General features: G+C 72.0%; 20 protein-coding genes. 15 read left to right on the top strand and 5 right to left on the bottom strand.

Going from position 1 to position 22,357, the window contains the following annotated elements; all coding sequences use genetic code 11:
• Positions 1 to 90: 90 nt before the first annotated feature.
• Both ACWCP6_RS36185 and ACWCP6_RS36180 read right to left on the bottom strand, forming a co-directional pair.
• The gene (locus tag ACWCP6_RS36185) at positions 91 to 2,478 is read right to left on the bottom strand and encodes a Tex family protein (RefSeq protein WP_450936905.1); all 2,388 of its coding nucleotides are present in this window, start codon (positions 2,476 to 2,478) and stop codon (positions 91 to 93) included.
• 124 nt (positions 2,479 to 2,602) lie between these two features.
• Positions 2,603 to 3,469: an SCO6745 family protein gene (locus ACWCP6_RS36180; RefSeq protein ID WP_450936904.1), complete on the bottom strand. Its 867-nt coding sequence runs from the start codon at positions 3,467 to 3,469 to the stop codon at positions 2,603 to 2,605.
• Positions 3,470 to 3,580: 111 nt separating this feature from the next.
• On the opposite strand from ACWCP6_RS36180, the gene ACWCP6_RS36175 reads away from it, so the two are divergent.
• The gene (locus ACWCP6_RS36175) at positions 3,581 to 4,549 is read left to right on the top strand and encodes a GlxA family transcriptional regulator (RefSeq protein ID WP_450936903.1); all 969 of its coding nucleotides are present in this window, start codon (positions 3,581 to 3,583) and stop codon (positions 4,547 to 4,549) included.
• A gap of 131 nt (positions 4,550 to 4,680) precedes the next feature.
• Complete coding sequence (locus ACWCP6_RS36170) at positions 4,681 to 5,316, top strand: DJ-1/PfpI family protein (protein ID WP_450936902.1); 636 nt, start codon at positions 4,681 to 4,683, stop codon at positions 5,314 to 5,316.
• Positions 5,317 to 5,347: 31 nt separating this feature from the next.
• On the opposite strand, the gene ACWCP6_RS36165 is transcribed toward ACWCP6_RS36170, so the two are convergent.
• Positions 5,348 to 6,106: an enoyl-CoA hydratase/isomerase family protein gene (locus tag ACWCP6_RS36165; protein WP_450936901.1), complete on the bottom strand. Its 759-nt coding sequence runs from the start codon at positions 6,104 to 6,106 to the stop codon at positions 5,348 to 5,350.
• Between the two features lie 81 nt (positions 6,107 to 6,187).
• Here ACWCP6_RS36165 and ACWCP6_RS36160 point away from each other — a divergent pair, with 81 nt between their 5' ends.
• Positions 6,188 to 6,799 (top strand): HdeD family acid-resistance protein, encoded by a 612-nt coding sequence (locus ACWCP6_RS36160; protein ID WP_450936900.1) that lies wholly within the window; start codon positions 6,188 to 6,190, stop codon positions 6,797 to 6,799.
• Between the two features lie 224 nt (positions 6,800 to 7,023).
• A complete protein-coding gene (locus ACWCP6_RS36155; RefSeq protein ID WP_450936908.1) occupies positions 7,024 to 7,530 on the top strand; it encodes an ATP-binding protein in 507 nt (168 codons plus the stop codon).
• A 115-nt stretch (positions 7,531 to 7,645) separates the two neighbouring features.
• Here the strand turns inward: ACWCP6_RS36155 and idi are convergent, their stop codons facing one another.
• Together idi and ACWCP6_RS36145 are read right to left on the bottom strand one after the other, a co-directional pair.
• Positions 7,646 to 8,239, bottom strand: coding sequence for an isopentenyl-diphosphate Delta-isomerase (idi, locus tag ACWCP6_RS36150; protein ID WP_450936899.1), 594 nt, complete (start codon positions 8,237 to 8,239; stop codon positions 7,646 to 7,648).
• A gap of 298 nt (positions 8,240 to 8,537) precedes the next feature.
• Complete coding sequence (locus ACWCP6_RS36145) at positions 8,538 to 9,473, bottom strand: cation diffusion facilitator family transporter (RefSeq protein WP_450936898.1); 936 nt, start codon at positions 9,471 to 9,473, stop codon at positions 8,538 to 8,540.
• A 510-nt stretch (positions 9,474 to 9,983) separates the two neighbouring features.
• On the opposite strand from ACWCP6_RS36145, the gene ACWCP6_RS36140 reads away from it, so the two are divergent.
• From ACWCP6_RS36140 to ACWCP6_RS36090, 11 genes are all read left to right on the top strand, one after another.
• Positions 9,984 to 11,828 carry a DUF5941 domain-containing protein gene (locus ACWCP6_RS36140; protein WP_450936907.1) on the top strand — a complete coding sequence of 615 codons (1,845 nt, stop codon included), beginning with the start codon at positions 9,984 to 9,986 and terminating at the stop codon, positions 11,826 to 11,828.
• Positions 11,825 to 12,577, top strand: coding sequence for a phosphocholine cytidylyltransferase family protein (locus ACWCP6_RS36135; protein ID WP_450936897.1), 753 nt, complete (start codon positions 11,825 to 11,827; stop codon positions 12,575 to 12,577). The genes ACWCP6_RS36140 and ACWCP6_RS36135 overlap by 4 nt, the downstream gene beginning before the upstream one ends.
• Positions 12,565 to 13,626 carry an iron-containing alcohol dehydrogenase family protein gene (locus tag ACWCP6_RS36130; RefSeq protein ID WP_450936896.1) on the top strand — a complete coding sequence of 354 codons (1,062 nt, stop codon included), beginning with the start codon at positions 12,565 to 12,567 and terminating at the stop codon, positions 13,624 to 13,626. Before ACWCP6_RS36135 ends, ACWCP6_RS36130 begins: the two co-directional genes overlap by 13 nt.
• Positions 13,604 to 14,383 (top strand): CDP-alcohol phosphatidyltransferase family protein, encoded by a 780-nt coding sequence (locus tag ACWCP6_RS36125; protein WP_450936895.1) that lies wholly within the window; start codon positions 13,604 to 13,606, stop codon positions 14,381 to 14,383. The genes ACWCP6_RS36130 and ACWCP6_RS36125 overlap by 23 nt, the downstream gene beginning before the upstream one ends.
• Positions 14,384 to 14,388: 5 nt before the next feature.
• The gene (locus ACWCP6_RS36120; protein WP_450936906.1) at positions 14,389 to 15,270 is read left to right on the top strand and encodes a glycosyltransferase family 2 protein; all 882 of its coding nucleotides are present in this window, start codon (positions 14,389 to 14,391) and stop codon (positions 15,268 to 15,270) included.
• 91 nt (positions 15,271 to 15,361) lie between these two features.
• Entirely contained in the window at positions 15,362 to 16,291 is a 930-nt protein-coding gene (locus ACWCP6_RS36115) for an ABC transporter permease (RefSeq protein WP_450936894.1), read from the top strand.
• Complete coding sequence (locus ACWCP6_RS36110) at positions 16,284 to 17,084, top strand: ABC transporter ATP-binding protein (protein WP_450936893.1); 801 nt, start codon at positions 16,284 to 16,286, stop codon at positions 17,082 to 17,084. The genes ACWCP6_RS36115 and ACWCP6_RS36110 overlap by 8 nt, the downstream gene beginning before the upstream one ends.
• A 383-nt stretch (positions 17,085 to 17,467) precedes the next feature.
• Entirely contained in the window at positions 17,468 to 18,376 is a 909-nt protein-coding gene (gene hpnC, locus ACWCP6_RS36105) for a squalene synthase HpnC (RefSeq protein WP_450936892.1), read from the top strand.
• A complete protein-coding gene (gene hpnD, locus ACWCP6_RS36100; RefSeq protein WP_450936891.1) occupies positions 18,373 to 19,323 on the top strand; it encodes a presqualene diphosphate synthase HpnD in 951 nt (316 codons plus the stop codon). The genes hpnC and hpnD overlap by 4 nt, the downstream gene beginning before the upstream one ends.
• A 337-nt stretch (positions 19,324 to 19,660) precedes the next feature.
• The gene (gene hpnE / locus ACWCP6_RS36095) at positions 19,661 to 21,100 is read left to right on the top strand and encodes a hydroxysqualene dehydroxylase HpnE (RefSeq protein ID WP_450936890.1); all 1,440 of its coding nucleotides are present in this window, start codon (positions 19,661 to 19,663) and stop codon (positions 21,098 to 21,100) included.
• Positions 21,097 to 22,233, top strand: coding sequence for a polyprenyl synthetase family protein (locus ACWCP6_RS36090; protein ID WP_450936889.1), 1,137 nt, complete (start codon positions 21,097 to 21,099; stop codon positions 22,231 to 22,233). The genes hpnE and ACWCP6_RS36090 overlap by 4 nt, the downstream gene beginning before the upstream one ends.
• Positions 22,234 to 22,357: the final 124 nt, after the last annotated feature.

Here is a 22,357-nt window from a genome sequence, read left to right as displayed (position 1 = left end):
ACCGCCGCGATCTGGCACAACGACCACGCAGGACAGCCCGTCATGCGCTCACTGACCGTATATGGCCACTGACCCCTTGGAATCGATCATCTAGGCGAGGCCGGCGCGTCGCAGTGCGTCGGCCATCGCGCTGTTGGAGGGTGCCGGCGCGCCCTTGCGCTGCTGGCCGCCCTGCCTCTGCTGGCCGCCCTGTCGCTGCTGCCCGCTCTGCCTCGGCTGCGGCGCGCGGCCGGAGCGCTTCTGGGGGCGCCCCTTCGCCTCCGTCTCGCCGCTGCCGCCGCTGGCGTCGTCGTCCAGCCGGAGCGTCAGCGAGATCCGCTTGCGCGGGATGTCGACGTCCAGCACCTTCACCTTGACGATGTCCCCGGGCTTCGCGACGTCCCGCGGGTCCTTGACGAAGGTCTTGGACATGGCCGACACATGCACCAGGCCGTCCTGGTGGACGCCGACGTCCACAAAGGCGCCGAAGGCGGCGACATTCGTGACGACACCCTCCAGCACCATGCCCGGCTTCAGGTCCGAGATCTTCTCGACGCCCTCCTTGAAGGCGGCCGTCTTGAAGGCGGGACGCGGGTCACGGCCCGGCTTCTCCAGCTCCTTCAGGATGTCCGTCACGGTCGGCAGACCGAACACGTCGTCCACGAAGTCCTCGGCCCGCAGCGAGCGCAGCGTCGAGGTGTTGCCGATCAGCGCCGCGACCTCGTCCCCCGTGGCCTTCACCATGCGTCGCACGACGGGGTACGCCTCGGGGTGCACGCTGGACGCGTCCAGCGGGTCGTCGCCGCGGATGCGCAGGAAGCCCGCGCACTGCTCGTACGCCTTGGGGCCCAGCCGGGCGACGTCCTTGAGCGCCGTACGGGAGCGGAACGGGCCGTTCGAGTCGCGGTGCGCCACGATGTTCTCGGCAAGCCCGGAGGTGATGCCGGAGACCCGGGCCAGCAGCGGAGCCGACGCCGTGTTCACGTCCACGCCGACGCCGTTCACACAGTCCTCGACCACTGCGTCGAGCGAGCGGGACAGCTTCACCTCGGACAGGTCGTGCTGGTACTGGCCGACGCCGATCGACTTCGGGTCGATCTTCACCAGTTCGGCGAGCGGGTCCTGAAGGCGCCGTGCGATGGACACGGCGCCGCGCAGCGACACGTCCATGCCCGGAAGCTCCTGCGAGGCGAAGGCGGAGGCGGAGTACACGGAGGCGCCCGCCTCGGACACCATCACCTTGGTGAGCTTCAACTCCGGGTGCTTGGCGATGAGTTCACCGGCCAGCTTGTCCGTCTCGCGGGACGCCGTGCCGTTGCCGATGGCGACCAGCTCGACCGCGTGCTCCCCGGCCAGCCGCGCCAGCTTGGCCAGCGCCTCGTCCCACCTGTTCTGCGGGACGTGCGGGTAGATCACGTCCGTGGCGACGACCTTGCCGGTCGCGTCGACGACGGCGACCTTCACACCGGTGCGGAAACCGGGGTCGAGGCCCAGCGTCGCGCGCGTGCCGGCCGGGGCGGCGAGCAGCAGGTCGCGCAGGTTCGCCGCGAAGACCTGCACCGCCTCGTCCTCGGCGGCCGTCCGCAGACGCAGCCGCAGATCGATCCCGAGGTGCACCAGGATGCGGGTGCGCCATGCCCAACGCACCGTGTCCGTCAGCCACTTGTCGCCCGGACGCCCCCGGCTCGCGATGCCGAAGCGGGTGGCGACGATGCCCTCGTACGACGACGCAGCCGACGGTGAATCGGCGGGCTCCTCGGGCTCCAGGACGAGGTCGAGGACCTCCTCCTTCTCGCCGCGCAGCATGGCGAGGATCCGGTGCGAGGGGAGCTCCGTGAAGGGCTCCGAGAAGTCGAAGTAGTCGGCGAACTTCGCGCCCGCCTCCTCCTTGCCGTCGCGCACCTTCGCGGCGAGCCTGCCGCGGACCCACATGCGCTCGCGCAGTTCGCCGATCAGGTCGGCGTCCTCGGAGAAGCGCTCGGTGAGGATCGCCCTGGCGCCGTCCAGCGCGGCCTGCGGGTCGGCGATCCCCTTGTCGGCGTTCACGAAGGCGGCGGCCGCGGCGAGCGGTTCCACGGACGGGTCGCCGAGCAGTCCCTCCGCGAGGGGTTCGAGCCCGGCCTCGCGCGCGATCTGCGCCTTGGTGCGCCGCTTCGGCTTGTAGGGCAGATAGACGTCCTCCAGGCGCGCCTTGGTGTCGGCGGCCCGGATCTGCGCCTCCAGCTCCCCGGTGAGCTTGCCCTGCTCCCGCACCGAGTCGAGGATCGCCGTACGCCGGTCCTCGAGCTCCCGCAGATAGCGCAGCCGCTCCTCGATCGTGCGCAGCTGCGCATCGTCGAGCATCTCGGTCGCTTCCTTGCGGTAGCGGGCGATGAAGGGCACCGTCGAACCGCCGTCGAGCAGCTCCACCGCGGCCTTCACCTGCCGCTCCCGTACGCCGAGCTCCTCGGCGATCCTGCCTTCGATGGACCCTACTTCGAGGGACTCGGGTGTCGTCACGATCCCGTACCGCCTTCTCCACTGAGGTTGCGCGGCAATTGTGGCAGGTGGCACGGACAACCGGCCCTCAGGGCGCCCGCCCCGCGCGGCGCGTCCGCCACGTCCGGCCCGGTCGTGGCCCCCGCTACCCCTTTCCGGTCAGGCCGGCCGGAAACGCCCCGGCCTGCACCGCCGCTCCGAGGAACCCGGTCCCGAGCTCGGTCAGCCGCTCGACGCCCGCAGCGCCCAGATGCTCGTACGGGGCGCGGTCGAGCCGGTCCGTCGCGGACTCGACGTCGTGACGCAGGGCGACCCCCTCCGGGGTCAACTCGCCGTCGGCGTCCAGCAGTCCGCGCGCCAGCAGCCGCTCCACGGCGGCGTCCCACTCCTCCTGGGTCCACCCGCGCGAGCCCAGCACCCAGCGCGGCGCCATGCCCTTGCCCGTTGCGGTGTGGCTGACCAACGCCTCCACCGGGTCGAGCTCGGCGTCCAGAAGCACCGCCAGATGCCCGTCGCCCCGGTGCTCGCGCAGCAGGGTGGTCGCGTGCCAGTAGGCGAGGTGCGGTTCGTCCGGCACGGGGAGGTCGGCGTGCGCCGCGTAGAGCGGCCGGGCCGTACGGGTGCAGGCCTCGGTGGCGCGCAGCGCCAGCTCGGCCGCCTCGGCCATCTCCTTGGCGGCCACCGCCTCCTCGCCGAGGAGCCTGCGCAACGTCGTGTCGACGGCGCGCAGCCGGGCCGCCAGCACGGTCTCCGGGGACGCCGTACGCCAGACGGCGGGCACGTGCCGGGCGATCAGCTCGTGCTTGAAGTTGTAGAACGTCGCGGTCACCGTGCCCGCTCCGACGGGACCCATCGCCGCGGCGCGTACCGCGAAGTACGCGGCGCTGCGGTCCTCGACCCCGGCCTCGGCCAGCTCGCGGTGGAGGTCGGGCGAGAAGTAGTGGATCGAGTGGAACGGGTTGAGCGCGTTGTGGCAGCGGCGTCCGGCGCGGTCGGGCAGAGATGTGGTCATGCCGAAAGGCTACCGACCGGTTGGTACGTCTGTAAGAGGGGTGCGGCCATGGCAGGAAAGGAGGGTTATCCGTCATTGCGGCCATCCCGGTCACGCCCAAGAATCGACGTCATGGACCGGCGAAACGTTCTGGTCGTCCTCTTCGACGACGTACAGAGCCTCGATGTCACGGGCCCCGTGGAGGTCTTCGCGGGCGCTGCGGCGTACCTCGGCGACCCCGAGGGTGCCTACCGCATCCGCACCGCGTCGCTCGACGGCGCCCCCGTGCGCACCTCCAGCGGCCTCACCCTCGTCCCCGACCACGCGCTCGACGACGCCCCCGAGCCGCACACGCTCCTCGTGCCCGGCGGCAACGGCACCCGGCGGCCCGACCCGGGGCTCGTCGCGTGGCTGCGCACCCACGCCCCGCGCGCGGAACGCCTGGTCTCCGTCTGCACCGGCGCCGCCCTGCTCGCCGCGTCGGGACTGCTCGACGGGCGCCGCGCGACCACCCACTGGGCGTACTGCGACCGGCTCGCCCGCGACCATCCCGCCGTCGATGTCGACCCCGACCCGATCTTCGTCCGCGACGGCCGGGTGGCCACGTCGGCCGGGGTCACGGCCGGCATCGACCTGGCACTCGCCCTGGTCGAGGAGGACCACGGCAGGGACGCCGCCCTGACCGTCGCCCGCCATCTGGTCGTCTTCCTGCGGCGCCCGGGGAACCAGGCCCAGTTCAGTGCCCAGCTCGCCGCGCAGACCGCCCGGCGCGAACCGCTGCGCGAGGTCCAGCAGTGGATCACCGAGCACCCGGACGGCGACCTGTCCGTCGAGGCGCTGGCCGACCGGGCCCGGCTCTCGCCCCGCCACTTCGCCCGCGCCTTCCAGGCCGAGACGGGCACGACACCGGGCCGGTTCGTCGAACGCGTCCGCATCGAACACGCCCGCCGGCTCCTGGAGGAGACGTCCGACGGCGTCGAGGAGATCTCGCGCGCCTGCGGCTACGGCACCCCCGAGGCGATGCGCCGCGCCTTCGTCAAGTCCCTCGGCGCGGCTCCGGCCGAGTACCGGCGCCGCTTCCACGCCCCGGTGCCCCGCTGAGCCGGGCGCACCGAGGTCCCGCATTCCGTCCCGTACGTGCCCGCAGGTGCTCCTCCGGGAGGCACGGGAGCGCATCAGCGCGCCCCTGAGGCGCGTGTGCACCACGCCGCACAGCCGACAGAGAGGTTCCCATGCAGATCGCCATCGTCCTCTACGACCGCTTCACCGCCCTGGACGCGGTCGGCCCGTACGAGGTCCTCGGCAGGATCCCCGGCGCCGAGGTCGTCTTCGTCGCCGAGGAGACCGGACCGGTCCGCTCCGACACCGGCGCGCTCGCCCTGACGGCGGACAGGACGCTCGCCGAAGTGCCGGGCCCGGACATCGTGGTCGTCCCGGGCGGCCCGGGCCAGACCTCGCAGATGGACAACGCGCGCCTGCTCGAGTGGCTGCGTTCCGCCGACATCACCAGCACCTGGACGACATCGGTGTGCACGGGTTCCCTGCTGCTCGCCGCCGCCGGGCTGCTCGACGGCCGCCGCGCCACCTCGCACTGGCTGGCCCTGGACGAGCTGAAGAGGTTCGGCGCCGAGCCGACGGGGGAGCGGGTCGTCGTCGACGGCAAGTACGTCACCGCCGCCGGGGTCTCGTCCGGGATCGACATGGGACTGACGCTGGCCGGCACGATCGCGGGGGACCGTACCGCGCAGGCCGTGCAGCTCCTCATCGAGTACGACCCGCAGCCGCCCTACGACGCCGGCTCGCCGGAGAAGGCCCCGGCCGACCTGGTCGAGGAGTGGCGCGCCAAGAGCCGCTTCCTCCTGCAGTAGCCGGCGTCGGGCGGCACGGCACAGGGCGCGGTCAGCGCGGCGTCCAGGTGAACCGGGGCGGCCTGCGCTCCAGGAAGGCGGCGACTCCCTCGGCGGAGTCGCCGCTGCCGCGCGCCTGCGCGTCCCAGTGCTCCGCCCGGTCCGTGCGCCCGTCGGCGAACTCCTTCGCCGCGGCCTGCGTCAGCTGCGAGCGCGTGGTCAGAATGCGGGTGAACTCGGCGACGCGCTTGTCGAGTTCACCGGCCGGCAGCACCTCGTCGACGAGCCCGGTGCGCAGGGCGCGCTCCGCGTCGATCAGCTCGCCCGAGAAGAGCAGGTACTTGGCGGTCGCCGGCCCCGCCAGCGAGGCGAGCCGCCGCGTCGACGACGCGGGGTAGACGATGCCCAGCTTGGCCGGGGTCACCCCGAACAGCGCCCCCTCCTCGGCGAACCGCAGGTCGCACGCCGCGGCGAGCTGGCTGCCGCCGCCCACGCAGTACCCGCGGACGGCGGCCAGGGTCGGCTTGGGGAACGCGGCGAGCGCGTCCTCCGCCTGCACCGCGAGACCCTGCGGCCCGTCGGCCGCGTCGGCCGTGGCGCCCCGCAGCGACGAGATGTCCGCGCCCGCGCAGAACGTCTCGCCCTCGCCGGTGAGCACCAGCGCCCGCACCGCGGGATCGGCGGCGAGCCGCCCGAGCAGCGGCGGCAGGGCCCGCCACATGTCCGCGGTCATCGCGTTCCGCTTGGCCGGGTGGTGGATGACGACGGTGGCGACCCCGTCGGCGACACTGTGCAGCAGCTGCGGCTCCATGCGCCGGATGCTATCCGGACCGCGCGACCGTACGATCGGGGCGGGGGCGGCGAGTGATCACGACGGCCGCAGGAGGCATCCATGCCCGGACCCGGGAGCGAGGCGGGAAGACTGCGCCGGAGCTTCGGACGGCTCGCGCTGCTGGGCGTGGTCCTGGTGATCGCGGGGGCGGTCGGCATCCTCTACGCCGGGTTCGCGACGCTCACCACGATGGTCCTGTTCGGCTGGCTGTTGCTGATCGGCGGTGTGGTCGGACTGCTGCACGCGGTCCAGTCGCGCGGCTCCAGCCACTTCTGGCTCAGCGTCATCGTCGCGGCGCTCTATCTGGCCGCGGGCGTGGTGATCCTGCGCAGGCCGGACGCGGCCGCCGCCGCACTGACCATGTTCGCGGCGCTGCTGTTCCTGACCGGCGGTCTGTTCCGGCTGGTGGGCGGCCTGGTGGTGCGCGGACCGCAGTTCGGCTGGACCCTGCTGCAGGGCGTGTTCGGACTGCTCCTCGGCATCCTGGTGCTGGCCGGCTGGCCGAGCAACAGCGAGTACGTCGTCGGCTTCTTCATCTCGCTGGCCCTGCTCTTCGACGGCCTCGGTCTGATCGCCACCGGCCTCGGCGGACGGCATGTCGTGGGCGTGCTCGAGGAGGACGCCGCGATCGCGGAGGGGCAGGGCGGGGGCAGGCCGGTGTCGCACGGATGAGCCGGAGCACGATCCCGGCCTGACGCCCTCGACACGTGCCACCCGAAGGGCGCTTGAAGTCAGAACAAGAAGGGCAGGAGCAGTCGCACAACTGACCCTGTCATACGCCCGCGGTCAGAATCCGTCGATAATGGCTGACTTCTGGTCAGTTCTCCGGTACGGACCAGTGCGTTCCCAACACTCGACGTGTGGTGACAATCGAGCGCAAGGGCGGCGACCCGACGATGGACGATCGCGGGTGGGACACCCGCCCACGCCCTCAGGACGGTGAGGGCGGGCACACCGGCTCCGGCACGGGGCCGATGCCGTACGAAGGGGTGTGGCGGTTCACCGCTCCCGCTGTCGACTCGTCGGTGCCGCAGGCACGGCACGCGGTCCGCGATCTGCTGGCCCGGCAGGGGGTGCCCGCACCGGGCGACCTCGTCCAGGGGCTGTTGCTGATCGTCTCCGAGCTGGTCACCAACGCGGTCCGGCACGCGGCACTGCTGTCGCCGCTCCTCGCGGTCGAAGTGGCTGTCGGCGCCGAGTGGGTGCGGGTGTCCGTCGAGGACAACCACCCCTACCGGCCGACCGCGCTGGAGGCCGACCACGGACAGACCGGCGGCCGGGGCCTGCTCCTCGTCCGCGAGATCACCCGTGAGGCGGGCGGCGTCTGCGACGTCGAGCACACGGCGAGTGGGGGCAAGGTCATCTGGGCGGCCCTGCCCCTCCTGCCGTTCCACGGACGCTAGCCGGCGCCTCGCACCCAACACCGGTCGGCGGAACCGCCCGTCCGCGCGACGCCGCCCCGGCCGTCCTCGGTGGCGGCGCCGCGGCCGGGGCACCGCCGGCGGCGCCGAGCCGCGGTCACCAGCCGGTGCCCGGCCCCGTCAGCTCCCTGACCGCGGGACGCGCGGCGTCCAGGACCGTCATGAACCACGTCGAGAACACGTCCCGCCCATGCCGCTCGGCCAGCTGCGCCGGTGTCACGAACGCGGTCGCGCCGACCTCGTCCGGGTCGGGGCGCACCGGGGACTGCACCAGCCCCACGAAGAGGTGGTTGAACTCCTGCTCCACCAGGCCCGAGGCCGGGTCCGGGTGGTTGTAGCGGACGGTGCCGGCCTCCGCCATCAGCGACGGCGAGACGCCGAGCTCCTCGAACGTGCGCCGGGCCGCCGCCGCGAACGGCGCCTCACCCGGGTACGGGTGCCCGCAGCAGCTGTTCGACCACACGCCGGGGGAGTGGTACTTGCCGAGTGCGCGCTGCTGGAGCAGCAGCCGGCCCCGCTCGTCGAAGAGGAACACGGAGAATGCCCGATGCAGACGGCCGGGCGCCTGGTGCGCGGACAGCTTCTCCGCCGTGCCGATCGTGTTGCCGTCCTCGTCGACCAGCTCCAGCAGGATCACTTCCGCGGTGCCGTTCGACGAACTGTGCTCCGCGGTCGCAGGTGTGATCGGCATGCCCATCCTTCGCTTCGGTTCTCGCACGTCAAGTCTGCCGTACTGCACCGACACTCTCGGTCCTGACGGCGCCCCGCACGGACCGCCACGCCGAAGCGGGCCGGCACGAGCGCGGCATACGAATCGGACGCCGAAAGCGGCCTGATACCTGATCGTGCCCGGAGCGACCTGGCCGGAATCGTCCGGAAACGAGCGGCGGCGAAACCCCGTGGACCGGACCCGGGGCCGGAAGCGGCCGACGGGACGGCGGGCGCGGTCCGGTGGCTGCGGACACGGTCCGCCCGTCCGCCGTGGTCGGTCAGTGGCAGAGCCTCGCCTCGTGCTCCGCGTGTCCGCTCGGCTCCAGTTGGAAGGTGCAGTGCTCGACGTCGAAGTGAACGCCCAGGCAGCCCTGGAGCTCGTGCAGCATCTTCTCGTGCCCGATCGCGTTCAGCGTGTCGGGAGTCACGACGACGTGCGCGGAGAGCACCGGCATCCCGGACGTGATGGTCCAGGCATGCAGGTCGTGGACGTCCTCGACGCCCGGGAGGGCGAGGATGTGGGCACGGACCTCGGCCATGTCCACGTCCTTGGGAGCGGCTTCCAGGAGCACGTTCAGGGTCTCCCGCAGCAGCTTCAGCGTGCGCGGGACGATCATCAGGGCGATGGCCAGCGAGGCGATCGGGTCGGCCGCCTGCCAGCCGGTCGCAATGATCACCAGCGCGGCGACGATCACCGCGAACGAGCCCAGCGCGTCCGCCATGACCTCGAGGAACGCGCCGCGCACATTGAGGCTCTCCGCCTGGCCGCGCATCAGCAGCGACAGGGAGATGAGGTTCGCCACAAGGCCGATGACACCGAATGCGACGGTGAGCCAGCCGTTCGTGTCCACGGGTGTGATGAACCGCTCGATCGCCTCGTAGAGGACGTAGCCGCCGACGACGAGCAGCAGCAGACAGTTGGCGAGCGCCGCGAGGATCTCGGCGCGTGCGAAGCCGAAGGTGCGGTTCTCGGTCGGCGGGCGGCCCGCGAAGTGGATCGCGAGCAGTGCCATGCCGAGGCCGACAGCGTCCGTGGCCATATGGGCCGCGTCCGCGACGAGGGCGAGCGAATCCGCCACGATGCCGCCGGCGATCTCGACGAGCATCACGGTGAGCGTGATGGACAGCGCGACCCGCAGCCGCCCGCGGTACGCCGCCGTGGCCGTGCCCGTCGGCGCCCCGTGCACATGCCCGTGATCGTGTCCTGCCCCCATGGAACCGCCCTTCACCGGTGACCCGCGTACCCTCCCGGGACCACAGTGAACTACGGGCGGGGGGTATGGGGCAACACGGTACTGAACACCGTTGTCATATGCTGTGACCTGCGGAAATGAAGACCGGGCCGGAGCTGGACCGATAAGCCCCGAGGGTCGGGGCGGGACCGTCTCCCCGTCCCGCCGCGGGCGTGGTCCGGCCCCCGCGCGCAGGTCGTCCGCGCCCCGCGCGGACGCCGCACACCGTATGAACCGGGCCGTGTGAGCCATGCCGCATATGCCGTGATCTGGGGCCTGCGGTTTGTTCGGCGGGGCCCCGATCCCCGATGATGATCGAGGCGATCGCGGCCACCGGACCGTGCTGATCGGGCCGTGAACGGGTGATGAACGCCCGCTTCCATTCATCCGATAGCCTCACCCGACACGCCGCCCGGCCCCTGTCGGTCCCGGCGCCCCATCACGCACACGTCCGGCGCCACGACGCGCCCGGCACGCAAGGAGTGAGTTCGTCTGTCGACCGCCATCCTCACCGGTCAGCCGGTCCCCGGATCGTCGCTCGAGGGCGATCTGCGGTCCCTCGGCTTCGACGTGCGGGTCGCCGGCGACGCCGCGGAGGCCGAAGCGCTGCTCGCCGCGGTCCCGGCCGACCAGCGGGTCGCCCTGGTCGACAGCCGCTTCGTCGGTCATGTGCACGCCCTGCGACTGGGTCTGACCGACCCCCGCTTCGAGGCGTCCGCCGTGCCCGGCGCCGTATCGGCCCGTCCGGCCGCCCGTGCGGCGCTGACGCGCGCGGTCCACGAGGGGGCCCTCGCCCGGACCGCGGCCGCCCAGGGCACCGCCGCACCCGAGCAGCACCCCGGCGACACCCTCCCCGAGCACATCGGCGCCGCCCTCGAAGCGGACGGCACCTCCGTGCACCGCCCCGACCTCGGCACCCTCGTCGCCACGGTCCCGGCCGACCCGCAGACGCGGAACGAGGCGCGCCAGGCCGTCGCGGCCGTCGACGACGAGGCGGTACGCCTGCGCACCGCCGTGAAGTCGCGCGACGGCTTCTTCACGACCTTCTGCATCAGCCCGTACTCCCGCTACATCGCCCGCTGGTGCGCCCGCCGCGGCCTCACGCCGAACCAGGTCACCACCGCCTCGCTGCTCACCGCGCTGATCGCGGCCGGCAGCGCGGCCACCGGCACCCGCACCGGCTTCGTCGCCGCCGGAGTGCTGCTGATCGTGTCCTTCGTGCTCGACTGCACCGACGGCCAGCTCGCCCGCTACTCGCTCCAGTACTCGACCCTCGGCGCCTGGCTCGACGCGACCTTCGACCGGGCCAAGGAGTACGCCTACTACGCGGGCCTCGCCCTCGGTGCCGCCCGCGGCGGCGATGACGTCTGGGCACTGGCGCTCGGCGCGATGGTGCTGCAGACCTGCCGGCACGTCGTGGACTTCTCCTTCAACGAGGCGAACCACGACGCCACGGCCAACACCAGCCCCACCGCCGCCCTCTCCGACCGGCTCGACAGCGTCGGCTGGACGGTCTGGGTACGCCGCATGATCGTGCTGCCCATCGGCGAGCGCTGGGCGATGATCGCCGTGCTCACGGCGTTCACCACCCCCCGGATCACCTTCTACGCGCTGCTCATCGGCTGCGCGATCGCCGCGACGTACACCACGGCGGGGCGCGTGCTGCGTTCGCTGACGCGCAAGGCGCGCCGCACCGACCGGGCCGCGCAGGCCCTGGCCGACCTCGCCGACTCCGGCTTCGTCGCCCAGTCCCTCGCCAACGCCTTCCAGGGCTTCGCCCGCCGGTTCCTGCCCGTGTTCGCGGCGCCGGCCGTGGCCCTGCTCGGCGGCGCCGCGGTCGTCGCCGTGAGCGGTCTCACGGACTTCGGCGGAGCCTGGCCGGTCGTCGCCGCCGGCGTGTATTGCGTCACGTCGGGCCTCGCCGTCGCCCGCCCCCTCAAGGGCGCTCTCGACTGGCTCGTTCCCCCGGTCTTCCGGGCGGCCGAGTACGGGACCATCCTGGTGCTGGCGGCCAAAGCGGGCGTGAACGGAGCCTTGCCCGCGGCTTTCGGGCTCGTGGCGGCCGTCGCCTACCATCACTACGACACGGTGTACCGCATCCGCGGCGGCGCCGGTGCGCCCCCGCACTGGCTGGTGCGGGCGGTCGGGGGGCACGAAGGCAGGACCCTGTTGGTCGTACTGGCCGCTGCCCTGCTGAGCAGTTCAGGTTTCACCGTCGCGCTCACGGCTGGCGCCGTGGCCGTGGCACTCGTGGTGCTCGCCGAGAGCATCCGATTCTGGGTGGCCGCCCATCGGGTTGGCGCACCTGCCGTACACGATGAAGGAGAACCCGCATGATCGGCCTCGTGCTGGCGGCCGGCGCCGGACGGCGTCTGCGTCCCTACACCGACACCCTTCCCAAGGCGCTCGTTCCCGTGGGACCGGAAGGTGACGAGGAGAGCCTCACCGTCCTGGACCTGACGCTCGGCAACTTCGCCGAGATCGGCCTGACCGAGGTCGCGATCATCGTCGGCTACCGCAAGGAGGCCGTCTACGCGCGCAAGGAGGCGCTGGAGGCGAAGTACGGCCTCAAGCTCACGCTGATCGACAACGACAAGGCCGAGGAGTGGAACAACGCCTACTCCCTGTGGTGCGGTCGTGACCAGATCAAGCACAGCGTGATCCTCGCCAACGGCGACACCGTGCACCCCGTCTCGGTCGAGAAGACCCTGCTCGCCGCCCGCGGCAACGGCCAGAAGATCATCCTCGCCCTCGACACGGTGAAGAAGCTCGCCGACGAGGAGATGAAGGTCGTCGTGGACCCCGCCAAGGGCGTCCAGAGGATCACCAAGCTGATGGACCCGGCCGAGGCGACCGGCGAGTACATCGGCGTCACCCTCATCGAGGGCGAGGCCGCCGACGAGCTGGCCGACGCCCTGAAGACCACCTTCGAGCGTGACCCCGACCTCTACTACGAGGACGGCTACCAGGAGCTCGTGAACCGCGGCTTCAAGATCGATGTGGCGCCGATCGGTGACGTCAAGTGGGTCGAGATCGACAACCACGACGACCTCGCCAAGGGACGTGAGATCGCGTGCCAGTACTGACGAGGCTCATTCCGTCGCCGGTCGTCGTCGACATCCGCGCGGGTGCCCTCGACGACCTGGCGGGTGTCCTGGCGGACCAGCGGATCTCGTCGTCCGGCAAGCTCGCCGTCGCCATCAGCGGCGGCTCCGGGGCCCGGCTGCGCGAGCGGCTGTCCCCGGCCCTCCCCGGCGCCGACTGGTTCGAGGTCGGCGGCGGCACCCTGGACGACGCGATCAAGCTCGCCGACGCCATGAAGAAGGGGCGCTACGACGCGGTCGTTGGCCTCGGCGGCGGCAAGATCATCGACTGTGCCAAGTTCGCCGCCGCGCGCGTCGGGCTGCCGCTGGTCGCCGTCGCGACGAACCTGTCGCACGACGGCCTGTGCTCCCCGGTCGCGACCCTCGACAACGACGCGGGCCGTGGCTCGTACGGCGTGCCGAACCCGATCGCGGTCGTCATCGACCTCGACGTGATCCGTGAGGCCCCGGTGCGGTTCGTCCGCTCCGGCATCGGCGACGCGGTCTCGAACATCTCCTGCGTCGCCGACTGGGAGCTGTCGAACCGTGTCACCGGCGAGGCGATAGACGGCCTGGCCGCCGCCATGGCACGGCAGGCCGGCGAGGCCGTGCTGCGCCACCCCGGCGGCGTGGGGGACGACGGCTTCCTCCAGGTGCTCGCCGAGGGCCTGGTCCTCACCGGCATCTCGATGTCGGTCGCGGGCGACTCGCGTCCCGCCTCCGGCGCCTGCCACGAGATCAACCACGCCTTCGACCTCCTCTTCCCGAAGCGCGCGGCGAGCCACGGCGAGCAGGTCGGCCTGGGTGCGGCGTTCGCGATGCACCTGCGCGGGGCCCACGAGGAGTCCGTGCACATGGCCGAGGTGCTGCGGCGCCACGGGCTGCCGGTGCTGCCGGAGGAGATCGGGTTCTCCGTGGACGAGTTCGTCAAGGTGGTGGAGTTCGCTCCGCAGACCCGCCCGGGCCGTTACACGATCCTCGAGCACCTCAACCTGACCCCCGAGCAGATCAAGGACGCTTACGCCGACTATGCCAAGGCCATCGGTAGCTGAACTCCGCCCCGTCGTTCACCCCGCAGGGGTGAAGGACCGGCGCAGCGGTGAGCACTGGGCAGGACGCCTGTACATGCGGGAGATCTCGCTGCGGGTGGACCGGTACCTGGTGAACACGCGGGTCACGCCCAACCAGCTGACCTACCTGATGACCGTCTTCGGCGTCCTCGCGGCCCCGGCCCTGCTGGTGCCGGGGATCGCGGGCGCCGTGCTCGGTGTGCTCATGGTCCAGCTCTATCTGCTGCTCGACTGCGTCGACGGCGAGATCGCACGCTGGAAGCAGCAGTTCTCGCTCAGCGGTGTCTACCTGGACCGGGTCGGCGCCTATCTGTGCGACGCCGCGGTGCTCGTCGGCTTCGGCCTGCGCGCAGCGGACCTGTGGGGTTCCGGGCGGATCGACTGGCTCTGGGCCTTCCTCGGCACCCTGGCCGCGCTCGGCGCGGTGCTGATCAAGGCCGAGACCGACCTCGTCGGGGTCGCCCGCCACCAGGGCGGGCTGCCGCCGGTCAAGGAGGCGGCGTCCGAGCCGCGGTCCTCCGGCGTCGCGCTGGCCCGCAAGGCCGCCGCCGCGCTGAAGTTCCACCGGCTGGTCCTCGGGATCGAGGCGTCGCTGCTGGTCCTGTTCCTGGCGGTCCTGGACGCGGTGCGGGGCGACCTGTTCTTCACCCGGCTCGGCGTCGCGGTGCTGGCCGGTATCGCGCTCCTGCAGACCGTGCTGCACCTGGTGTCCATCCTCGCCTCCAGCAGGCTGCGGTGAGCGGCATGAAGGTCGGCGCGGTCATCATCACCATGGGCAACCGCCCCGAGGAGCTGCGCGCCCTCATCGACTCGGTCGCCAAGCAGGACGGCGACCGGGTCGAGGTGGTCGTCGTCGGCAACGGCTCCCCGGTCCCCGACGTCCCCGACGGCGTCCGCACCGTCGAGCTGCCCGAGAACCTGGGCATCCCGGGCGGCCGCAACGTCGGCATAGAGGCGTTCCGCGCCGAGGGAGCCGACGGCTTCGACGTCGACGTGCTGCTCTTCCTCGACGACGACGGCCTGCTCGCCCGGCACGACACCGCCGAGCTGTGCCGGCAGGCCTTCGCCGCCGACCCGGAGCTCGGCATCATCAGCTTCCGGATCGCGGACCCGGACACCGGCGAGACCCAGCGCCGGCACGTGCCGCGGCTGCGGGCGTCCGACCCCATGCGCTCGTCGCGCGTGACGACCTTCCTCGGCGGCGCCAACGCCGTCCGTACGACGGTGTTCGCGCAGGTCGGCGGCCTGCCCGACGAATTCTTCTACGCCCACGAGGAGACCGACCTCGCCTGGCGGGCCCTCGATGCCGGCTGGATGATCGACTACCGGTCGGACATGGTCCTGTACCACCCGACGACCGCCCCGTCCCGCCACGCGGTCTACCACCGCATGGTGGCCCGCAACCGGGTCTGGCTCGCCCGCCGCAATCTGCCCGCGCCCCTCGTGCCGGTCTACCTGGGCGTCTGGCTGCTGCTGACGCTGGCCCGGCGCCCCTCGGGGCCGGCCCTGAAGGCCTGGTTCGGCGGCTTCAAGGAGGGCTGGACCAGCTCGTGCGGCCCGCGCCGCCCGATGCGGTGGCGTACTGTGTGGCGGCTCACCCGACTGGGCCGTCCGCCCGTCATCTGACAAGCTCGACTGAGAGCGGGGGGCCGCACCCCGGCCCCGGCTCCTGCCCATGCCCGACCATGGCTGCGCATTCGAAGACGAAAGTTCCCTTGTGAGTGAGACAACGCATGACGGCGGTGTCGCGGTGACCGCGCCACCGTCGCCCGACGACGGGCTCTCCCCGGCCGAGCTGGCCGCCAAGTACGGCCTCGCCGTCAGCGGCGCGCGGCCCGGACTCGTCGAGTACGTCCGCCAGCTCTGGGGGCGGCGTCACTTCATCCTCGCCTTCTCGCAGGCGAAGCTGACCGCCCAGTACAGCCAGGCCAAGCTCGGCCAGCTGTGGCAGGTGGCCACGCCGCTGCTGAACGCGGCCGTGTACTACTTCATCTTCGGGCTGATCCTGAACGCCAGCCGGGGCATGTCGCACGACGTGTACATCCCGTTCCTGGTGACCGGTGTCTTCGTCTTCACGTTCACGCAGAGCTCGGTGATGGCGGGCGTCCGTGCGATCTCGGGCAACCTCGGCCTGGTGCGCGCGCTGCACTTCCCGCGCGCCTCGCTGCCCATCTCCTTCGCGCTCCAGCAGCTCCAGCAGCTGCTGTTCTCGATGATCGTGCTGTTCGTCGTGGCGATCGGGTTCGGCAGCTACCCGGGCATGTCCTGGCTGCTGATCGTCCCGATCCTGGTGTTGCAGTTCCTGTTCAACACCGGCCTGGCGATGATCATGGCCAGGATGGGCAGCAAGACGCCGGACCTCGCCCAGCTGATGCCGTTCATCATGCGGACCTGGATGTACGCGTCCGGCGTCATGTTCTCGATCCACCACATGCTGGCCGGCAAGCCGGAGTGGATCACCCGGGTCCTCCAGTTCAACCCCGCCGCCGTCTACATGGACCTGATGCGCTTCGCGCTCATCGACGGCTACGGCTCGGACAACCTGCCGCCGCACGTCTGGGTGATCGCCGTCGCCTGGGCCGCCGTCGTGGCCGTGGGCGGTTTCATGTACTTCTGGAAGGCGGAGGAGAGGTACGGCCGTGGCTGAGCAGCTTCCCGAGCAGAACCCCGGGGCCCGCATCCCCACCGTCGTCGCGGACGAGCTGCACATCGTGTACCGCGTGAACGGCGCCAGGACCGGCAAGGGCAGCGCCACCGCCGCCCTCAGCCGCATCATGCGGCGGGGCTCCGACGACGCGGAGCGCGGCGTGCGCAAGGTGCACGCGGTCAAGGGTGTGTCGTTCGTCGCCTACCGTGGTGAGGCCATCGGTCTCATCGGCTCCAACGGCTCCGGCAAGTCCACCCTGCTGCGTGCCATCGCGGGCCTGCTGCCCGCCGAGAAGGGCAAGGTCTACACGGACGGCCAGCCCTCGCTCCTCGGCGTCAACGCGGCCCTGATGAACGATCTGACGGGCGAGCGGAACGTCATCTTGGGCGGCCTCGCGATGGGCATGTCCCGCGAGCAGATCAGGGACCGCTACCAGGAGATCGTCGACTTCTCGGGCATCAACGAGAAGGGCGACTTCATCACCCTGCCGATGCGCACCTACTCGTCCGGCATGGCGGCCCGCCTCCGCTTCTCCATCGCGGCCGCCAAGGACCACGACGTGCTGATGATCGACGAGGCGCTGGCCACCGGCGACCGCAAGTTCCAGAAGCGCTCCGAGGCCCGTATCCGCGAGCTGCGCAAGCAGGCCGGCACCGTCTTCCTGGTCAGTCACAACAACAAGTCCATCCGCGACACCTGCGACCGGGTCCTGTGGCTGGAGCGCGGCGAGCTGCGCATGGACGGACCCACCGAAGAGGTGCTCAAGGAGTACGAGAAGTTCACGGGGAAGTAGGCCGTCCCCGACGGACGTGTCGCCGGCCCCGCGAGGGCCCCGCCCGGACCAGTCCGGGCGGGGCCCTCGACCGTTGCGTTCGACGCTCAACTTCTTTGTGTACAGGGAATCTTGGGGACGATCGGTGTGTTCTTGTGACGTCCAGGACACCCCGAGGAACCATTGCCCGTTGTACAACGTAAGCTGTACCGGTGCTGATTCGCGGCAAGTGGGGCGATAATACGCGACACCCGGCACAGGGTGCGCGGCGCGGGCGGCCGGGCGGCGTGTCCGAAATAGGATGTATTGGGTCAGCAGTGTAGAACGGGAGATGTGACGGCAATGGCTACGGGAACGCTTCAGCTCCGCGATGCTTCCGCCGTCCCCGCACCGGGCAGCGCGCGGTGACGGGAGCCGAGACGGCGCGCCACGGCGACGCCGTGCGCGGCACGCTCGACAAGGCCGCGGACGAGAACTTCCCCGTGGCTCCTTTCTTCCTGTCCCGGGCCTGGCGCGACGACCTCATGGCCATCTACGGATTCGCCCGGCTGGTCGACGACATCGGCGACGGCGACCTCGCCCCGGGCGGCGCCGACGCCCGCCACCTGGGCCTTCCTCCCGAGGCGGCCTCCGACCCTCTCGCGATGCTGGACGCCTTCGAGGCCGATCTGCGCAGGGTCTTCGCGCCGGGCGGCGAACCCGCCCACCCGCTGCTGCGGGCGCTGCTGCCGACCGTCCGCCGCCACGACCTGACCCCCGAGCCGTTCCTCGGTCTGATCGCCGCCAACCGCCAGGACCAGCTCATCGACCGCTACGAGACGTACGACGACCTCGCCGCGTACTGCGAACTGTCCGCGAACCCCGTCGGCCGGCTCGTCCTCGCCGTCACCGGCACCGCGACTCCCGAGCGCATCCGCCGGTCCGACTCCGTCTGCACCGGTCTGCAGATCGTCGAACACCTTCAGGACGTCGCCGAGGACCTCGGCCGTGGCCGTGTCTACCTCCCCGCCGAGGACATGAAGCGCTTCCACGTCCAGGAGGCCGACCTCGCCGCGTCCACCGCAGGGGCATCGGTGCGCGCACTCGTCGCGTACGAGGCGGAGCGCGCCCTGCACCTCCTGAATGAAGGCACCCCCCTGGTGGGTAGCGTCCACGGCAGGCTGAAGCTGCTCCTCGCTGGCTTCGTGGGCGGGGGGCGGGCGGCGGTGCGGGCCATCGCCGCCGCCTCCTACGACGTCCTTCCCGGCCCCCCCAAGCCCGGCAAGGGCCGAATGCTGCGCGAGGTGGGAGCGACACTGCGAGGAAAGGGGTGAGCCGGACCGTGGAGGCAGACCAGCACGTGTCCGCACCGGTACTCGCCGCGTACAGCTACTGCGAGGCCGTGACCGGACAGCAGGCGCGCAACTTCGCGTACGGGATCCGGTTGCTCCCGACGCCGAAGCGCCGCGCCATGTCGGCGCTGTACGCGTTCTCGCGGCGCGTCGACGACATCGGCGACGGCGCCCTCGGACCCGAGGTCAAGGTCGCGCGCCTGGAGGAGACCCGGGCGCTGCTCGGCCGCATCCGGCGCGACGCCGTCGCGGAGGACGACACCGATCCGGTGGCCGTCGCCCTCGCGCACGCCGCGGTGCACTTCCCGATCCCGCTCGGCGGCCTCGACGAACTCATCGACGGTGTGCTGATGGACGTACGCGGCGAGAGCTACGAGACCTGGGAGGACCTGAAGGTCTACTGCCGCTGTGTCGCCGGCGCCATCGGGCGGCTCTCGCTCGGCGTCTTCGGCACCGAACCGGGGGCGCGCAATGCCGAGCGTGCGCCCGAGTATGCCGACACGCTCGGTCTCGCGCTCCAACTGACCAACATCCTCAGGGATGTTCGCGAGGACGCCGAAGGCGGCCGGACCTATCTGCCCGCCGACGACCTCGCCAAGTTCGGCTGCTCCGCGGGCTTCCACGGGCCGACCCCGCCGCCCGGCTCCGACTTCGCGGGCCTCGTCCACTTCGAGGTGCGCCGCGCCCGAGCCCTGTTCGCCGAGGGATACCGCCTCCTTCCCATGCTGGACCGGCGCAGCGGCGCCTGCGTCGCCGCCATGGCCGGCATCTACCGCCGCCTCCTCGACCGGATCGAGCGCGAACCGGATGCCGTGTTGCGCGGACGCGTCTCGCTCCCCGGCCGCGAGAAGGCCTATGTCGCCGTGCGCGGCCTCTCCGGTCTCGACGCCCGCAGCATCTCCCGCCAGACGGTCCGGAGGCGCGCCTGATGCCGCACGACGACAGAGGCGGTCGCGCCGGGTATCCGAAGCCCGCGTCCGCCCACCGGGACACGGGCGCATCCGGGCCGGCGCGCCGCGGCGCCGGCACGGCCGCCCCCGCACACGGCGCCGGCCGCGCCTGCACACCCGCGCACGCCGACCGGGCCTGCACAGCCACACCCGCGCACGCCGACCGCGGCTGCGCCCCCGCGCGCCGCCACGGCACGCCGGGGCCCGTCCGGCGGGCAACCTCCGTTCGACGGGCCGCGTCCCTGACTGCGACGATCCCTCGTGCGGGCGCCCCGCGCGGTGGGCACGGTCACCGTCGGACCGGAGGGGAGGGCGCATGAGCAGCGACGTCATGGGCACCGGCCGGCCCACGGCCGTCGTCGTGGGCGGAGGGCTCGCCGGGATCACCGCCGCGCTCGGACTCGCCGACGCGGGGGTGCGGGTCACCCTGCTCGAAGGACGGCCCCGGCTGGGCGGTCTCGCCTTCTCCTTCCGGCGCGGCGACCTCACCGTCGACAACGGCCAGCACGTGTACCTGCGCTGCTGCACCGCCTACCGCTGGTTCCTCGACCGGATCGACGCCGCAGCGCTCGCGCCCGTGCAGGACCGGCTCGACGTGCCCGTGCTCGACGCCTCCCGCACCGTACGGACCAGGTCCGGCGAGGGCCCTCGGCTCGGACGGCTGCGCCGCACCGCACTGCCCGTACCGCTGCACCTCGCGCACAGCCTGGCCACCTACCCGCACCTGCCGCTCGCCGACCGCGCCAGGGTCGGCCGCGCCGCGCTCGCCCTCAAGGCGCTCGACCTCGCCGACCCGGCCCTCGACGAGCAGGACTTCGGCACCTGGCTGCGCCGGCACGGCCAGTCCGCGCGCACCGTCGAGGCCCTGTGGGACCTGGTGGGCGTCGCCACCCTCAACGCCGTCGCCGGCGACTCCTCCCTCGGGCTCGCCGCGATGGTCTTCAAGACCGGGCTGCTCTCCGACCCGGGCGCCGCCGACATCGGCTGGTCCCGCGTCCCACTCGGGGAACTCCACGACACCCTCGCCCGCAAGGCCCTCGACTCGGCGGGCGTCCGCACCTCACTCCGTACACGTGCCACCTCCGTATCCCGTGCGGAGAACGGACGTTGGACGGTCTGTGTTTCCGGCGGTTCCGGTGGTCCCGGCGAGCCCATCGAGGCGGACGCCGTCGTCCTCGCCGCGCCGCAGCACGAGACCCACGACCTGCTCCCCGACGGCGCCCTCGACGAGCCGGCACGGTTGCTCGGCATCGGCACCGCGCCGATCCTCAACGTCCACGTCGTCTACGACCGCACGGTCCTCAGGCGGCCGTTCTTCGCCGCGCTCGGTTCGCCCGTGCAGTGGGTCTTCGACCGCACCGAGGCGTCCGGCCTGACCGAGGGCCAGTACCTGGCTCTCTCCCAGTCCGCCGCACAGGACGAGATCGACGAGCCCGTCGCCGAGCTGCGCAAGCGCTACCTCCCGGAGCTGGAGCGCCTGCTTCCCGCCACCCGGGGAGCCAAGGTCCGCGACTTCTTCGTCACCCGGGAGCGCACCGCGACCTTCGCTCCCGCCCCCGGCGTCGGCAGGCTCCGGCCCGGCGCCCGCACCAAGGCACCCGGCCTCTACCTGGCCGGCGCGTGGACCGCCACGGGATGGCCGGCGACCATGGAGAGCGCGGTCCGCAGCGGTGTCACCGCCGCCGGGGCCGCCCTCACCGAGCTGGGCCGCCCGGGGGATCATCTGTTCCGAGGTGAGGAGGCGGCAGCATCGTGACGCTCGACCTTCAACCCCCAGGGGCAGGTCCCCGCACCCCCGGCATCGCAACAAGAGGAGAGACTGTGCCCACTGTGCCCCCGGCCGGAACGGCTGCCGACGCGGTGGACGTGACCGCGCTGCTCGAGCGCGGCCGCACCCTGGCGACCCCGGTACTCAGGGCTGCCGTCGACCGCCTGGCACCGCCCATGGACACGGTCGCCGCGTACCACTTCGGCTGGATCGACGCCCAGGGCAACCCGACCGACGGCGACAGCGGAAAGGCCGTGCGCCCCGCGCTCGCGCTGCTCTCCGCCGAGGTCACCGGCGCCGCCCCCGAGGTCGGCATCCCCGGCGCGGTCGCCGTCGAGCTGGTGCACAACTTCTCGCTGCTGCACGACGACCTGATGGACGGCGACGAACAGCGCCGCCACCGCGACACCGTGTGGAAGGTGCACGGCCCCGCGCAGGCCATCCTCGTCGGCGACGCCCTCATGGCGCTCGCCAACGAGATCCTGCTCGAGCTCGGCACCGTCGACGCCGGCCGCGCCACCCGCCGCCTGACCACCGCGACCCGCGCCCTGATCGACGGCCAGGCCCAGGACATCTCCTACGAGCACCGCGAGCGGGTCACCGTCGAGGAGTGCCTGGAGATGGAGGGCAACAAGACGGGCGCGCTGCTCGCCTGCGCGGTCTCCATCGGTGCCGTGCTCGGCGGCGCCGACGACCGCACCGCCGACACCCTGGAGCGCTACGGCTACCACCTCGGCCTCGCCTTCCAGGCCGTGGACGACCTGCTCGGCATCTGGGGCGACCCGGACGCCACCGGCAAGCAGACCTGGAGCGACCTGCGCCAGCGCAAGAAGTCGCTGCCGGTCGTGGCCGCACTCGCCGCCGGCGGACCGGCGTCCGAACGCCTCGCCGAACTGCTCGCCGCCGACGCCAAGAGCAGCGAGTTCGACAGCTTCTCCGAGCAGGAGTTCGCCGCTCGGGCCGCCCTCATCGAGGAGGCCGGCGGCCGGACGTGGACGGCCGAGGAGGCGCGGCGCCAGCACACCATCGCCGTCGAGGCGCTTGACGAGGTGGACATGCCGGACCGGGTGCGGGAGCAGCTGGTCGCACTCGCCGACTTCGTGGTCGTACGCAAGAGATGACCACCATCGGGCGCATACGCATCGTGTAGTCGCCGGCCGGTGCCCCCCGGGGCACACGCCACCGCAGCCCCCAGGCCGCCGCGCCCGGGCCTCACCAGCACCCCCGCCCCGTCCTCGACCGAGC

The sequence above is a fragment of the Streptomyces sp. NPDC002004 genome (assembly GCF_053593975.1).
Note: the sequence above shows the minus strand (reverse complement) of the source record. Positions and strands in the feature narration are given on the sequence as shown.

What these genes read in the sequence shown, in the direction of transcription:
- ACWCP6_RS36180 (WP_450936904.1), bottom strand. Translation starts at nt 3,469, where the DNA reads ATGACCACATCTCTGCCCGACCGCGCCGGACGCCGCTGCCACAACGCG.
- ACWCP6_RS36175 (WP_450936903.1), top strand. Translation starts at nt 3,581, where the DNA reads ATGGACCGGCGAAACGTTCTGGTCGTCCTCTTCGACGACGTACAGAGC.
- ACWCP6_RS36170 (WP_450936902.1), top strand. Translation starts at nt 4,681, where the DNA reads ATGCAGATCGCCATCGTCCTCTACGACCGCTTCACCGCCCTGGACGCG.
- ACWCP6_RS36165 (WP_450936901.1), bottom strand. Translation starts at nt 6,106, where the DNA reads ATGGAGCCGCAGCTGCTGCACAGTGTCGCCGACGGGGTCGCCACCGTC.
- ACWCP6_RS36160 (WP_450936900.1), top strand. Translation starts at nt 6,188, where the DNA reads ATGCCCGGACCCGGGAGCGAGGCGGGAAGACTGCGCCGGAGCTTCGGA.
- ACWCP6_RS36155 (WP_450936908.1), top strand. Translation starts at nt 7,024, where the DNA reads ATGGACGATCGCGGGTGGGACACCCGCCCACGCCCTCAGGACGGTGAG.
- idi (WP_450936899.1), bottom strand. Translation starts at nt 8,239, where the DNA reads ATGCCGATCACACCTGCGACCGCGGAGCACAGTTCGTCGAACGGCACC.
- ACWCP6_RS36145 (WP_450936898.1), bottom strand. Translation starts at nt 9,473, where the DNA reads ATGGGGGCAGGACACGATCACGGGCATGTGCACGGGGCGCCGACGGGC.
- ACWCP6_RS36135 (WP_450936897.1), top strand. Translation starts at nt 11,825, where the DNA reads ATGATCGGCCTCGTGCTGGCGGCCGGCGCCGGACGGCGTCTGCGTCCC.
- ACWCP6_RS36125 (WP_450936895.1), top strand. Translation starts at nt 13,604, where the DNA reads ATGCCAAGGCCATCGGTAGCTGAACTCCGCCCCGTCGTTCACCCCGCA.
- ACWCP6_RS36120 (WP_450936906.1), top strand. Translation starts at nt 14,389, where the DNA reads ATGAAGGTCGGCGCGGTCATCATCACCATGGGCAACCGCCCCGAGGAG.
- hpnE (WP_450936890.1), top strand. Translation starts at nt 19,661, where the DNA reads ATGAGCAGCGACGTCATGGGCACCGGCCGGCCCACGGCCGTCGTCGTG.